The sequence below is a fragment of the Chishuiella changwenlii genome (genome assembly GCF_900142565.1).
Taxonomy (GTDB): Bacteria; Bacteroidota; Bacteroidia; order Flavobacteriales; family Weeksellaceae; genus Empedobacter; species Empedobacter changwenlii.
The window spans coordinates 34375-47670 of the sequence record NZ_FRBH01000003.1; the positions used below are offsets into that span (position 1 = coordinate 34375).

The 13296-nt window shown below is 28.7% G+C and carries 15 protein-coding genes; 9 read left to right on the plus strand and 6 right to left on the minus strand.

Annotation, left to right across the window (positions count from 1 at the left end; translation table 11 throughout):
* Window positions 1–106 precede the first annotated feature (106 nt).
* Complete coding sequence (gene hemH, locus BUA86_RS03440) at window positions 107–1090, minus strand: ferrochelatase (protein WP_072929906.1); 984 nt, start codon at window positions 1088–1090, stop codon at window positions 107–109.
* A 108-nt stretch (window positions 1091–1198) separates the two neighbouring features.
* On the opposite strand from hemH, the gene ruvB reads away from it, so the two are divergent.
* Window positions 1199–2236 (plus strand): Holliday junction branch migration DNA helicase RuvB, encoded by a 1038-nt coding sequence (ruvB, locus tag BUA86_RS03445; protein WP_072929908.1) that lies wholly within the window; start codon window positions 1199–1201, stop codon window positions 2234–2236.
* A gap of 258 nt (window positions 2237–2494) precedes the next feature.
* On the plus strand, window positions 2495–3436 hold the full coding sequence (gene queG, locus BUA86_RS03450; RefSeq protein ID WP_083580288.1) for a tRNA epoxyqueuosine(34) reductase QueG: 942 nt from the start codon (window positions 2495–2497) through the stop codon (window positions 3434–3436).
* Between the two features lie 66 nt (window positions 3437–3502).
* Here the strand turns inward: queG and BUA86_RS03455 are convergent, their stop codons facing one another.
* The 3 genes from BUA86_RS03455 to BUA86_RS03465 all read right to left on the minus strand — a co-directional run bounded on the left by BUA86_RS03455 (window position 3503) and on the right by BUA86_RS03465 (window position 6543).
* A complete protein-coding gene (locus BUA86_RS03455) occupies window positions 3503–4282 on the minus strand; it encodes a hypothetical protein (RefSeq protein WP_072929912.1) in 780 nt (259 codons plus the stop codon).
* 232 nt (window positions 4283–4514) lie between these two features.
* On the minus strand, window positions 4515–5432 hold the full coding sequence (locus BUA86_RS03460) for a hypothetical protein (protein WP_072929914.1): 918 nt from the start codon (window positions 5430–5432) through the stop codon (window positions 4515–4517).
* 331 nt (window positions 5433–5763) lie between these two features.
* The gene (locus BUA86_RS03465; RefSeq protein WP_143147232.1) at window positions 5764–6543 is read right to left on the minus strand and encodes a hypothetical protein; all 780 of its coding nucleotides are present in this window, start codon (window positions 6541–6543) and stop codon (window positions 5764–5766) included.
* Between the two features lie 209 nt (window positions 6544–6752).
* Here BUA86_RS03465 and BUA86_RS03470 point away from each other — a divergent pair, with 209 nt between their 5' ends.
* The 7 genes from BUA86_RS03470 to BUA86_RS03495 all read left to right on the plus strand — a co-directional run bounded on the left by BUA86_RS03470 (window position 6753) and on the right by BUA86_RS03495 (window position 11027).
* Window positions 6753–7433 (plus strand): SH3 domain-containing protein, encoded by a 681-nt coding sequence (locus BUA86_RS03470; RefSeq protein WP_072929917.1) that lies wholly within the window; start codon window positions 6753–6755, stop codon window positions 7431–7433.
* Window positions 7426–7959, plus strand: a complete 534-nt coding sequence (locus tag BUA86_RS16190) for a hypothetical protein (RefSeq protein WP_188435036.1) — start codon at window positions 7426–7428, stop codon at window positions 7957–7959. The genes BUA86_RS03470 and BUA86_RS16190 overlap by 8 nt, the downstream gene beginning before the upstream one ends.
* Window positions 7949–8443: a hypothetical protein gene (locus BUA86_RS03475; RefSeq protein ID WP_072929919.1), complete on the plus strand. Its 495-nt coding sequence runs from the start codon at window positions 7949–7951 to the stop codon at window positions 8441–8443. Before BUA86_RS16190 ends, BUA86_RS03475 begins: the two co-directional genes overlap by 11 nt.
* 74 nt (window positions 8444–8517) lie before the next feature.
* Complete coding sequence (locus tag BUA86_RS03480) at window positions 8518–8856, plus strand: hypothetical protein (protein WP_072929921.1); 339 nt, start codon at window positions 8518–8520, stop codon at window positions 8854–8856.
* 98 nt (window positions 8857–8954) lie between these two features.
* Window positions 8955–9602 (plus strand): O-methyltransferase, encoded by a 648-nt coding sequence (locus BUA86_RS03485; protein ID WP_072929923.1) that lies wholly within the window; start codon window positions 8955–8957, stop codon window positions 9600–9602.
* Entirely contained in the window at window positions 9602–10363 is a 762-nt protein-coding gene (locus tag BUA86_RS03490; protein WP_072929925.1) for a C40 family peptidase, read from the plus strand. Before BUA86_RS03485 ends, BUA86_RS03490 begins: the two co-directional genes overlap by 1 nt.
* Window positions 10364–10508: 145 nt before the next feature.
* Window positions 10509–11027: a hypothetical protein gene (locus BUA86_RS03495; protein ID WP_072929927.1), complete on the plus strand. Its 519-nt coding sequence runs from the start codon at window positions 10509–10511 to the stop codon at window positions 11025–11027.
* A 120-nt stretch (window positions 11028–11147) separates the two neighbouring features.
* Here the strand turns inward: BUA86_RS03495 and BUA86_RS03500 are convergent, their stop codons facing one another.
* Both BUA86_RS03500 and BUA86_RS03505 read right to left on the minus strand, forming a co-directional pair.
* A complete protein-coding gene (locus tag BUA86_RS03500) occupies window positions 11148–12197 on the minus strand; it encodes an endonuclease (RefSeq protein ID WP_072929929.1) in 1050 nt (349 codons plus the stop codon).
* A gap of 83 nt (window positions 12198–12280) precedes the next feature.
* Window positions 12281–13159, minus strand: a complete 879-nt coding sequence (locus BUA86_RS03505; RefSeq protein WP_072929931.1) for an AraC family transcriptional regulator — start codon at window positions 13157–13159, stop codon at window positions 12281–12283.
* Window positions 13160–13296: the final 137 nt, after the last annotated feature.

The window sequence follows — 13296 nt, forward strand, 5'->3', positions numbered from 1 at the left end:
AAAAAAATGATTGAAAAAATTAGTCTCATTCAAAAAAAAATCTTTGTTTAAAATTGAAAAATTCCAAACAAAGATATTTAATTTATTGTAAGCCGAGAGTCGTTTATTAATTATTTTGCCAACCCTCTAACCATTTTACTAATGTTTCAACCCAATCTTCTCTATCATTAAGACAAGGGATGTATGTAAATTGTTCACCTCCAGCGTGTTCAAAATCCTCTTTTCCTTCCATAGAAATTTCTTCTAAAGTTTCTAAACAATCAGCAACAAAAGCAGGCGTACAAACAGCAATGTTTTTAACACCATCTGTTGGGAAATTTTCCAAAGTTTCGTCTGTATAAGGCTTTATCCATGGATCTGTTCCTAAACGAGATTGAAAAGAAGTGAAGTATTTATCTTCTGGTAATTGTAAATATTCTGTAACCAATCTTGTTGTTTCCAAGCATTGGTTTCTGTATGTTTCTATTGGTAATTTACTACGTTTTGCAGCAGCAATTGCTTTACGATCGTGTCTTTCTGGAATACCATGATAAGAGAATAAAAGTTTATCATAATTCTCAGGTAATTTTTCTTTTATAGAGTCACCCAAAACTTTTATATAATCTGGATGATTGTAAAAGGCTTTTAAAAATTGTACGTTTACATCTTTAAATTTCTTTTTCTGAACATCTAACACTTTATCTGCAACAGTTTCTGTTGTTGACATTGTGTATTGAGGATAAAGAGGAACGACTAAAATATCGCGAACACCTTTATTATAAAGTTCCTGAATTCCGAATTCTATAGATGGATTTTTATAGCGCATAGCTAATCCAACAGGAATGTTCATTTTTTCTTGAACTTTTTCGCGTAAAATTTTAGAGTAAACAATTAATGGAGAACCTTTATCTGTCCACACTTTCTTGTAAGCTTCAGCAGATTTTATTGGTCGTTTGGGTAAAATAAATAATTCAACAATCATTTTACGAATTAACCATGGTGTATCAATTACTTTTCCATCCATTAAAAACTCACGTAAATAAGTTCTTACATCTTGTACTTCGGTAGAATCAGGAGAACCTAAGTTCACTAATAATATTCCTTTACTCATAATTCTTTTTATCTAAAAAAATATTGCGTTCTTTGTAGCTGTAAAAGTAAGAAGGATTATTTAAATTGTACTTCGTAATTTTATCATTATAATTTATATCATCATTTTATGTCAGATTTATTAAATCCTGATAAAGAATTTTATCCAGACGATGACTTAAGTCACGAAAATACCGTTCGCCCGCAAAGTTTTGATGATTTTGCAGGGCAAGCCCATATTTTAGAAAATTTAGAAGTTTTTGTAAAAGCATCTAAACTTCGTGGTGAAGCATTGGATCATGTTTTGTTACATGGACCTCCAGGTTTAGGAAAAACAACATTGGCAAATATTATTGCAAATGAATTAGGTGTTGGAATTAAAATTACATCAGGTCCAGTTTTAGACAAACCAAGCGATTTAGCAGGTTTGCTAACAAATCTTGAAGAGAATGATGTGCTTTTTATTGATGAAATTCATAGAATGTCTCCCGTTATAGAAGAGTATTTATACTCTGCAATGGAAGATTTTAAGATTGATATTATGATAGAATCTGGACCAAATGCACGTTCAGTTCAAATTGGTCTTAACCCTTTTACTCTAATTGGAGCTACAACACGATCTGGATTATTAACAGCACCATTACGTGCTCGTTTCGGAATTAATTTTAGATTCGAATATTATAATGTAGAATTATTAAGTTCTATTGTAGAGCGTTCTTCTCGTATTCTAAACACACCAATAGATTTTGAAGCAGCGATAGAGATAGCTGGTAGAAGTCGTGGAACTCCTCGTATAGCAAATGCTTTATTAAGGAGAACACGAGATTTTGCTCAAATAAAAGGAAATGGAAAAATAGATTTATCTATTTCAGAATTCTCTTTAAAAGCACTTAAAGTTGATGATAATGGATTAGATGAAATGGATAATAGAATTTTATCTACAATTATAGAAAAGTTTAAAGGAGGACCAGTAGGTATTACAACTTTAGCAACAGCAGTTGGTGAAAATGGAGGAACTTTGGAAGAAGTTTACGAACCATATTTAATACAAGAAGGTTATTTAATGCGAACAGCTCGTGGAAGAGTTGCGACAGAAAAAGCCTATAAACATATTGGTGTAAAATATCGTGGAGAAAACTCACCACAAACTGATTTGTTTGATTTGTAAATGAAAGTTGTTTTAAAATAGTTTTGTCCAATTTCTCGATACAATTTTTCTTCATTTCATTTCGAAAAATCACTCGAATGAATAGAAACTTAATAGGATGTGATGTTGAAACAAGTTCAACATGACACTGTGTGTTTTAAGTACTAATTTGTCACATTGAGCTTGTCGAAATGTTATTAAGAATTAATTTTGCACTAACATCTAACATCTAACATCTAACATCTAACATCTAACATCTAACATCTAACATCATAAATAGTGCTTCTCGAAACAGCGGAACATATTAAAGTAAAATGGACTCAACAAATCAAAGATAAAGCTGAAATGTTGGGGTTTGTTTCGTGCGGGGTTGCCAAAGCAGATTTTTTAGAAGAAGAAGCACCTCGATTAGAATCTTGGTTAAATAATAATTACCATGGAGAAATGAGCTATATGGCAAATAATTTCGATATGCGATTAGATCCAAGATTATTGGTTGAAGATGCAAAATCTGTTATCTCTTTAGCTTATAATTATTACCAGAATTTGGATAGAAATCCAGATGCTTATAAAGTAGCTATGTATGCACAAGGTGAAGATTATCATTTTGTGGTAAAAGAAAAAGTGAGAGAGTTATTAGAATATATTCAAGAAGAAATAGGAGAGGTTAGTGGACGAGCTTTTGCAGATTCTGCTCCAATTCTAGAGCATGCTTGGGCAAAAAAAGCTGGAATAGGTTGGGTTGGAAAAAATTCGTTGACATTATCAAAACAAAAAGGTTCTTTTTTCTTTTTAGCTGAATTAATAATAGACTTAGATTTAGAATACGATCATCCTATAGAAACAGATCATTGTGGAAAATGTACACGTTGTATAGATGCTTGTCCTACAGAAGCCATATTACCAAATAAAACGGTTAATGGAAGTCAATGCATATCGTATTTTACAATAGAATTGAAAGATCAAATACCTACTGAATTAAAAGGAAAATTTGATGACTGGATTTTTGGTTGTGATATTTGCCAAGAAGTTTGCCCTTGGAATCGTTTTTCTCTTCCTACAAAAGAAAGTCGTTTTGTTGGAAACGAAAAAATTAATCAATTTTCAAAGAATGATTGGAAAGAAATAACAGAAGATGTATTTAAAGAAATATTTAAAAAATCGCCTGTTAAACGAACAAAATATGATGGTTTAAAACGGAATATAAATTTTATGAATTAGTTTAAAAAACCTCTATCAATAAAAAAATCTGCTTTTACAAAAAGCAGATTTTTTTATTGATATCATTTAATTAGCAGGAATACTAAAAAAGTAATTCTCCATTAAATTAACCCCTTTATAAGCAGTCGGATTGTCATAAGTATATCGACTATGTTGAATAGTCGTAACATCTGACTGAACATTAAAGTAAATTGTTATGTTATTACTTGTTGTATTTGTATATACAAACGATTGCGTCATTTCAAAATCTTTTCCTATAAATGGTTGAAAATTCGTACTTCCAAAAATTGGTGTTTCACCACCAGCATTACTGTTGTTTGTCCCTAAGTTTTTAGTTCCTACATAGGTTCTAAAATAACCATTTGTTGCAGTTGTTAATACATGTAATTTAATATAAATCATGTGTGTACCAGGAGTTAACGAGATACTGGAAATACTATTGAAATTATTATTTCCTAAATTTGTGTCAGCAGCCCAAGAGAATGTCCCAACAATTGGAGTTTTATTAAATAAAACAATATCTTCCCAAGTACCCACACCATTTGCATCCGTATGTAATACACGACCATCAGCTTGATTTCCGTCTACTATTTTAATTCCTGGAATAGGAGTAGAAACAGTTCCATTAGTTTTAATATCTAATTTTGTAGCAGGATTAATTAATCCAATCCCTACATTTCCTGTATTAGATATAATAACATCATCTGTTTTATTATTGTTGTTTGGATCGCTAGCTGTATTTGAATTTACATGAAAAACTCCTTGTGGAGCACTTGTATTAACCCCTATTTGAGCGTTTAATGTTATTGATATGAGAGTAAATAAATATAAAATGTTCTTATACATGGTTAAAATTTTTGCAAAACTACGTCTTTTTTGAATAAATTATCTGTAATTTTAACAATTTTAAACATTGATTAAGAATATTTTAAGATTTGAAATGAATAGAAATTTCCCTTGTAAACTTTCTGTTTTAGCAGTTTTATACTATAATATATGCTATTAATTCTACCTTTATCTAAAGCAATAAAAATGTACAATCAATAGCATTAATACTATGTTTTATATTGACAAAAACTTATTGATTTATCCTTGCGATATCAATAATTTTAATTCCAATTTGACCTGGTAATCCTTGAGAAGCAGCAGTATCTACACGAAAAACTAATCTATACCCTACATTAATTGAGGAATTGTCTGCAATTGTAGAGAAAAAGATTTGAAAAGGAGTTTCATGTCCAGTATTTAAACCTCCAGGGACAACAATAGAATCTTCATAAATTAACGCTCCTGTTCCAATAGATTCTACTCTAACGTTAAAATATTTTGTTGCAGCAGGAGGATTATTTCCCATAATAAATGACATGTTTAATCTATAAAAATTTCCATTACCATTTATAGGAGCTTCTAAAAGAGCATAATTATTGGCTCCAGATCCAGAAACAACTTTTACAATATCACTAGGGGAACCATTAGATACACCGCCAGGATATACGCCTGTTACATACGTAGGATTAGTACTTGTAGATGGACTATTTTGCATTAATAATCCATACGCTTGTGTACCACTTAAGGTTAAAAAATTAGACTGATTCATTGCTATTTTTACTGCACCAGGGCGACTATTAGCAAAGGAAGATGTTGCTGGTGTAACAGAATCATTCAGTTTTTTCCAAACATCTCCATCAAAGTAATAATAACCAGAAGAAGTTACATTAATTGTTTTTCCTGCAGGAGTTCCAGTAACAGCTTGTGTAATAAAAACAATAGCTCCAGTCTGACCTTCAAAATTTGAGGTTGTTTTGATATATAACGCATCTTTAGATTTAAGTTGATTTCCAGTTAATCTTGGTGCAATTACACCATCTGCAGAAGTATTATCTGTAGGTTTTCCTGTAACATCTAAAGTTGTTTTTGGTGTGGTAGAATTAATTCCGACTTGACCAAAAGTCATAGCAGATAATACAAAAGTAATTAAGTAAAATACTTTTTTCATTTAGGTTAGGTTTTTTCGTTGGTTGGTTATGAAATTAAAAAATTATTTTTTTATATAGGCTTATTAATAAAACGGTTAATTGTTTATAAATGAATAATTTGTTGCAAATAAACAAAAGAAAAATGAAAAAAAAATATTTTTTTTGAAAAAGTAATAACAGTTAATAGGTAGATGGTGCTGAATAAATATATAAGTACTGATAACAGTATGTTTTATGTAGAATTAATTTCTGTTTTAATTTATTTAATAATAGATTTTGAGACATAAAAAAAAACCAACATGATGATTTATCATATTGGTTTTTAAATATAGTGTAAACTTTTATTTTTTATTAGTTGGCAGGCATACTCATGAAATAGTTTTCTATAAGATTAACTCCTAAAAAAGTAGTTCTTCTATCATATGTATACTCACTACGTCTTACAGCATTACTATCCGATTGTAAATTAAAATACAGAGATACATTATGCGCTTCAGTATTTGTATAGACAAATGATTGCGTCATTTCAAAATCTTTTCCTACATAAGGCTGAAAATTTGTTCCTCCTAATAAAGGATTATCATTAGAGTTTGAGTTGTTTCGACCTAGATTTCTTGTACCAACATATGTTCTTAAAAAACCGTTATTTGGTGTATTTAAGACATGTATTTTTATATAAATCATATGTGTACCAGGAGGAACAGAAATAGTAGAAATACTATTCCACCCTGTATTCCCAATATTTGTATGAGCAGCCCAATTAAAAGTTCCTATTACAGGATTTTTATTAAATAGGGTAACATCTCTCCATGAAGTTACACCATTAGCATCAGAATGCAATACTTTCCCTTCACCTTGACTTCCGTCAACTAATTTAAAACCAGGTACTGGAGAAGAAGAGTTTCCAGATGTTTTTACGTCTAATTTAACTGCAGGAGATGCATGTCCTATACCAACATTACCAGTATTAGCTGCAACAACAACATCATCATCAGTTCTTGTATTAGTTGGATTATTAGCTGTTGAATTAATATGTAAAACACCCTGAGGATTGTTTGTGTTTATACCTACTTGCGCATAAGAATGCATTGAAATTAGAATGGTAGATAAGTAAAATAGTTTTTTTAACATAGAGTTTTCATTTTTTTCAAAATTACATATTTTTTGATTAAAAAAAGAGTTTTTTTTAATTTACATATTGATTACTAACCTTTTAAGTGTTGCTTTATTCTTGATTTAATGAGTGTGTATTTTCAAATTATTTAGCTTATATAAATAAAAAAATAAATTATTATTCAAAAAATAATCTATTTTTATACCTTGAGATAAAATAAATAATTATGAGAAAAATTTTACTTTTACTTATAGTTTTTCATTCATATTTTGTACATGCACAGTTTGGTATTGTACAAGATAAAGATGGATTTGTTAATGTTAGAGAAGAAGAAAATACAACTTCTAAGATTTTACAAAAAATAAATAACGGAACGGTTTTAGCAATTGATCAAGAAGTGGCTAATTCGCAATGGGTTTTGGTAGAGTATGAGCCAGAAGCTAATGGTTATGTCTTTCATGATAGAATTAAAAAAGTAGAAGACTTCCAAAGTATTGATGCTGTGAAACTAACAAATAATTCTGTGAACTTTGAGATAAATGATCTTAAGATTTTAATAGAAACTAAAAAATTTGATAAAAATAATCACATCATAACTAAAGAAGGAAACTTAATTTATGCTATTGATGGTGAAGAGATTTTAGGAACAGATGGAATATTGCCCCAAAATGAATATCAATCATTTAAAATTTATTATAAAGATAATCTAGTTAAAGTTCCAGATAATTTTTATAAAAAATTATATAATATCGAAACTAAAAAATTTCGATTAACTTATAATAAAGATTCAAATCAATATTATTTGTTCGGTACATTTAGCGATGGCGCTGCAACTTATGATGCTATTTGGGTTATACAAGAAGGTAAAATAATAAAGCATATTGCTCAAATTAATTTTTATGCGTAGAAAAATATATTTGTCGATTATTATAGTAGTAATCAGTTTTGTAAATGGTTTAGCTCAGAAAATATCAACAACACAATTTGGAGATATTAAAAGTAAAATGAATAATGTAGAGGTTTCAAAGTTAAATCCTAAACAACTTACCGTAATGGATGTTAGTAATGAAGATATGCCTGAACAAGACATAACAATTAACGGCATTACTTATCATGTTGTTTATTACAACAATTTAAAAACAAAAAAACTTGAAGTCTATTCAGTTTCTTCAACATCTAAAAATCTTTCTACATTGTCTGGAATAAAAGTAGGAAGTACATTAAATGATTTATGGAAGAATTATAAGAACTATGATATTTCTGTAAAGAACAATTTTGATACAAGAAACAATGAAAATTCTAAACGAATTTTTATTTTAAATGATATAGATAATGGCTCTTCTTTATATTTTTATTTAAATAAAAATACTATTTCAGAAATAAAATTAGTGAATGAATCTGCTTATTTAAACAATAATATTTATGAAAACTAATCTTTTATATTGCTTATTTTTAATTAATTCTTTTGTTGTATCGGCTCAGATAACAACTACAAGAATGAATGAGTTTAAAATTGAAATGTCTTCTAATGACGTTTTAAAATTAATGGGTAATAAACCTGCAGCAATAGCAGATGATACAGAATTTAAAGTAAAACAGAAAGGAATAGAATATACGGTGTATGTTGGAAAAGGTTATTTAAGCGGAGAGGAGGATATTTCTTATTTAAAATCTATTTCTACAACAAGTAAAGCAATTAAAACAATTTCTGGTTTAGGAGTAGGAAACTCCTTAGAAGATTTATGGAAAGCTTATTCTGATAAATACACTGTTTATGTAAACAAGGCAACAGAAAATACAAGAGAATTTACGATAGAAGACGAAGAAAATGGAACAAGACTTACATTCTATTTAAAGAAAGAAATTGTAATAAAAATTGAAATTAATTCTTACAATCCTGAAGAGTGCTTTTTATAGGAAGATGATTTCTTAACTTAAGTCAATGTTAATCTTATTTCAATCCAATTACTTTGCATAATAATTAGTTAATTATGCAAATCAATATAGCTGTTTTTGGAAAGAATAAAGAAATTGTTGAAACATTAAATCGTGTTATCAATAACAATGTAGCGTGGAAAGCTTTTTGTGCATTTACACAAACCGATTTAGAAGAAATTTTAAAACAAAATCCAATTAAAATAGTTCTTTATAGTAGTGGAATAGGAGAAGAGGAGACAATTCTTTTAGAAAACTGGTTAAATGAAAATTATCCTAATGTAAAGCAAATTCATCATTATGGAGGAGGAAGTGGGTTACTTTTATGTGAGATAAATAGTGCCTTGTCTGAAGGAAAGGTAATACAGAAAGCAAGAAAAAATCATCTTATTTAGAATTAATTAGATATAATTTAAATATTTCGTACCGAATTTTGTTTTAAATAGACGATATTCAGTACGATTTTTTTATTTTTGTATACTTTTTATAAGGTATGATAAATATTTCACCAATTTTAGAATCGTATTTAGATCATCACGTAGAGCAAGAACCAGAAATCTTGAGCCGTTTACGTGTAGAAACTTATCAATGTACAACACAACCACACATGATCTCGGGAGAATACCAAGGTCGTTTGTTAAGTGTTTTATCTAAAATTTTATCTCCAAAAACTATTTTAGAATTAGGAACTTTTACTGGTTATGCAACATTGTGTTTAGCAGAAGGTTTAACGAGTGATGGTAAAATTATTACGATAGATAAAAATGATGAATTAGAATATTTATGTAGAAAATACTTTGATGAATCGTCTTATTCTTCTAAAATTGATTTTAGGATTAATGATGCGCGAGAAGAATTAAATACAATTGAAAAAGATTCTGTAGATTTAGCTTTTATTGATGCAGATAAAGAAAGTTATCCATATTATTTCGAAAAAGTTTTAGAATTATTACGTCCTGGAGGAGCAATGTTAGTAGACAATGTTTTATGGTACGGAAAAGTAATGTTAGAGGAAGAAGATAAAAAAGATCCATCTACCCAGATTCTAAAAGATTTTAATGAAATGATTACCAATGATAATAGAGTAGAGTCAATTATTTTACCAATCCGCGATGGAATTACTTTAATTCGAAAAAAATAATGAAATACGCCATTTGTCAAGTTAGTGTAGCTCCTTTACGTTCGGAAGCAAGAGATTCATCAGAAATGGTGAGTCAAGTATTATTTGGAGAAAAATTAATTATTTTAGAGCAATTGGATAAATGGACAAAAGTTCAGTTATCTTTTGATACTTACGAAGGTTGGATAGATCCTAAACAGATTATAGAAATCTCTGAAGAAGAATATCAAGCCAATAAAATAGAAAAATTTGCCATTAATCCATATAATCATGCAATGGAGAATGGATTGCCTACAACATTAACAATTGGTGCAGAATTACGTTCTCTTTGCGAAAGCAAAATAAAAATTGGAACAAAATGTATTGAATATTTTGGAGTTTATACGTCTGGTAAAAAATCCAAAGAGCAATTGGTAGAAATAGCAAAAGCTTATTTAAATGTTCCATATTTATGGGGAGGAAAATCTTCATTTGGAATAGATTGTTCAGGTCTAACCCAACAAGTTTATAAAATAGGCGGATATACTATTCCGCGCGATGCTTATCAGCAAGCAGAAATGGGAGAGGTTTTAAGTTTTGTAGAAGAAGCAGAACCAGGAGATTTAGCTTTTTTTGATAATGCAGAAGGTCGAATTATTCATGTAGGTATAATGTGTGGTAATGGAACTATTTTACATGCTCATGGGAAAGTTCGTATAGATCCTGTAGATTCTAATGGTATTTTTAATACAGATTCTCAAAAATACTCTCATAAACTTCGATTCATCAGAAGAATAATTTAATAGTTGTTTACGGCTAATTTTAAACACTTATTGTTAAAAAAATAATCGATTCAAATTTCTTTTGTAATTTGCGTTTAAGTTGTCTATTTAGGTTAATTGTTCTAAATTGATTTTTAAAACTAATAGACTTATAAAAAACATATATATGAAGAAAATTTTTTTGATGGCTGCCTTTCTTGTAGGTATTGGTCTACAGGCACAAATTTCTACTACCCGTATAAATGATATTAAATTAGGAATGAAACTGAGCGAATTAGAAAAAGTAATTGGCCAGAAAGTTAAGATGAAATTAAATGAATATGGTTATCCAGAAGATCCTGTTACAGTTGTATCTAAAGGAGTAACATATAAAATAAGCTTATCTTCTACTGGAGAAGAAGGAGCGAATGCTTCAAAGCTTTCTGTGTATATGATTAAATCATCGGATTCTAGTTTAAAAACATTATCAGGAATAAAAGTAGGAAGTACATTAGACGATTTAATTTCGAAATATAAAAATCTTAATATTTCCATTTTTGATGGGTATGATGAAAAGACAGATAAAAGAACAAAAGCTTTCCGTTATTTTAATGTAGAAGATTACGATGCAGGAAGTATTTTACAGTTTAATCTTGTAAATGATAAAGTAGTTTCTTTTGATTTAATGTATAACGAAGGCTGCTAATAAAGAATCTTTTACACTATAAATTATACTTTTATAAACGAAAGTATTATAAATAGAAAGACCTCAGAATTCATAACTCTGAGGTCTTTTTTACTTTTTAAAGTAATTCAAGAATACTATTTATTTTTTGATAACTTTTTTAGTTACAATATTTCCATCTTTTAAATGTATTGCTAAGATGTAAATTCCAGCAGGATATTGAGATAAACTAACTTCTTTACCAAGATCAACTCCTAATAATCTACCATTAATATCATATAAATTAGCTTTTACAAAAGTATTAGCATTAATCATAACTTTATCTGTTGTTGGGTTAGGAGAAATTTCTATTATATTTTGTTGATATTCATAATTAATAGTTTCTAATTCTGCCCACGTATTTTCTGCTTTTTCACCTCCCCAAATAAGTGTAGCTAAATATGGATTATCAATAAATGGATTTCTATCACCTTGTTTTGCAGCAATAACTTCATTTCTAACTTTTTCAAATTCAGAAACTTTATCCAATACATTCCATCTTAAGAACATATCTGGCACTCTATCATTATTGCTTGTTGTTTTATCATTAGCAACTTTCTGTGGATCAGTTTCTAAACCATAATGCATATACATGTGCATAATAATACGTGCCACATCTCCAGTCCATTCATCACCAGGATAAAAAGCTTTATTATAAAGTTTTGCTTGTCCTGTTGTATCTATTCCATTAACTTTTTCTCTGTAAGGATTATTACTACGACTACCATTAGTTTGTCCATCCACAGCGCGTAAATTATGTGCATCTGTTCCTGTCCCAGGATAATTAGTTTCTAAAACTGGAACAGCTAAAGATTTAGGAAAAACGTGTTCTCTTTCCCATTTACCAGTACCACCACCGCCTTGATTTTTATTATCTACATCGCGTGTGCGTTGTTCTCTAAAATCTGTAGAATCATCTGTAAAACCATAGATTAATAAAACTCTGCGTTCAGAATCTAAATCTAAGTCAGATTCACTTAAGATATCCCAAACACCAGGTGTGTAAGTTACAGGTTGATGAGTTGAATTAATTAAATCATGTAACTCTTGTTTTATTTTGCTTCCTTCTTGCTTAAAGTTTATACCTTCATAATATTCGGGCTGCTGTGCAAGTAAGATGAATGGGGCAAAAAGAAGTATAAGTTTTTTCATAATAAACGTTTAATAAATAATTAAGATTGTAAAAATAATTATTTATTAAACGTTTAGGTATTATTTTTAGATTAAAGTTTTTATTATTTAAACTGCTTAATATATTGCTTTGGAGTTAAGCCATATTTTTTCTTAAACGCAGAAATAAAATGAGAAGGATTTTCATAGCCTATTTCAAACGAAATATCTTTTACCATTTGCTGATTTTGTTCTAATTTATGCAAAGCAAATTCTAATTTTTTATCTAATAAGTAACCATAAATAGTAGAATTATAAACCTCTTTAAAACCTTCTTTTAAGTGATATTCTGAAATGGAAAACTTTTCGCAAAGTTGCTTAATTGTAGGAGGATTTTTAAAATCTTTTATCAGAAAATCTTTTATTTCTTTAATTCGTTTTTCTTCATTTTCATTGTCAAGAAATGGAGAATGTTCCGTTTTGTTTTCTATATCAGAAAAGTAAAGCGAGAATAATTCGTACATTTTTCCAATTAAAAATAAATTCTGAAATTGATCTGAAAGCTTCATCTGTTCAACCTGATTTAAAACTAATCTAATAGAAGGAATAATTTCTCTTTCAATATAAAATTTTTCTTGTGTCATTGTAGACAATAAATCATTCTCTATTTCATAATTGGTAAATAGTTCTTGTAATTTCTGAATAGATAAAACAATAATATAAACCTTACTTTCTGCATTAATATTTAAACTTAAAGGAATATCTAATGTTGGATAATAAAACAAAAAGCTTTTCCCTTCATTGAGATTGATTTTATAAATACCATTATTAAAATTAAATGTCAATGATCCTTTTGTACAAAAATAAAATTGAATATACCGCTTGTCTATTCCTTTTAGAATTGACTCTGTAGAATCTGTAAAATTATCTATCTGAGCAAGGTAAGCGTCAGCAAACAGTTTATATTCTTTAATTTTACTTTTATGGGTATTTTTTAAATCCATTTCGAATAATGAGGTTTGTCATATAAAAAACGTGACATTTGTCAACTGTCCTTTTTATAATGGTTTACATACAAATATAAAATATTAATTTATAATTATTCTAAAAAAGGAAAGTTTATTTTTTAGCGTTATTTTTT

Bases quoted from the DNA above. Each gene is read 5' to 3' on its own strand.
- hemH (WP_072929906.1), bottom strand. From the start codon at position 1,090: ATGAGTAAAGGAATATTATTAGTGAACTTAGGTTCTCCTGATTCTACC.
- ruvB (WP_072929908.1), top strand. From the start codon at position 1,199: ATGTCAGATTTATTAAATCCTGATAAAGAATTTTATCCAGACGATGAC.
- BUA86_RS03455 (WP_072929912.1), bottom strand. From the start codon at position 4,282: ATGTATAAGAACATTTTATATTTATTTACTCTCATATCAATAACATTA.
- BUA86_RS03460 (WP_072929914.1), bottom strand. From the start codon at position 5,432: ATGAAAAAAGTATTTTACTTAATTACTTTTGTATTATCTGCTATGACT.
- BUA86_RS03465 (WP_143147232.1), bottom strand. From the start codon at position 6,543: ATGTTAAAAAAACTATTTTACTTATCTACCATTCTAATTTCAATGCAT.
- BUA86_RS03470 (WP_072929917.1), top strand. From the start codon at position 6,753: ATGAGAAAAATTTTACTTTTACTTATAGTTTTTCATTCATATTTTGTA.
- BUA86_RS16190 (WP_188435036.1), top strand. From the start codon at position 7,426: ATGCGTAGAAAAATATATTTGTCGATTATTATAGTAGTAATCAGTTTT.
- BUA86_RS03475 (WP_072929919.1), top strand. From the start codon at position 7,949: ATGAAAACTAATCTTTTATATTGCTTATTTTTAATTAATTCTTTTGTT.
- BUA86_RS03480 (WP_072929921.1), top strand. From the start codon at position 8,518: ATGCAAATCAATATAGCTGTTTTTGGAAAGAATAAAGAAATTGTTGAA.
- BUA86_RS03485 (WP_072929923.1), top strand. From the start codon at position 8,955: ATGATAAATATTTCACCAATTTTAGAATCGTATTTAGATCATCACGTA.
- BUA86_RS03490 (WP_072929925.1), top strand. From the start codon at position 9,602: ATGAAATACGCCATTTGTCAAGTTAGTGTAGCTCCTTTACGTTCGGAA.
- BUA86_RS03495 (WP_072929927.1), top strand. From the start codon at position 10,509: ATGAAGAAAATTTTTTTGATGGCTGCCTTTCTTGTAGGTATTGGTCTA.
- BUA86_RS03500 (WP_072929929.1), bottom strand. From the start codon at position 12,197: ATGAAAAAACTTATACTTCTTTTTGCCCCATTCATCTTACTTGCACAG.
- BUA86_RS03505 (WP_072929931.1), bottom strand. From the start codon at position 13,159: ATGGATTTAAAAAATACCCATAAAAGTAAAATTAAAGAATATAAACTG.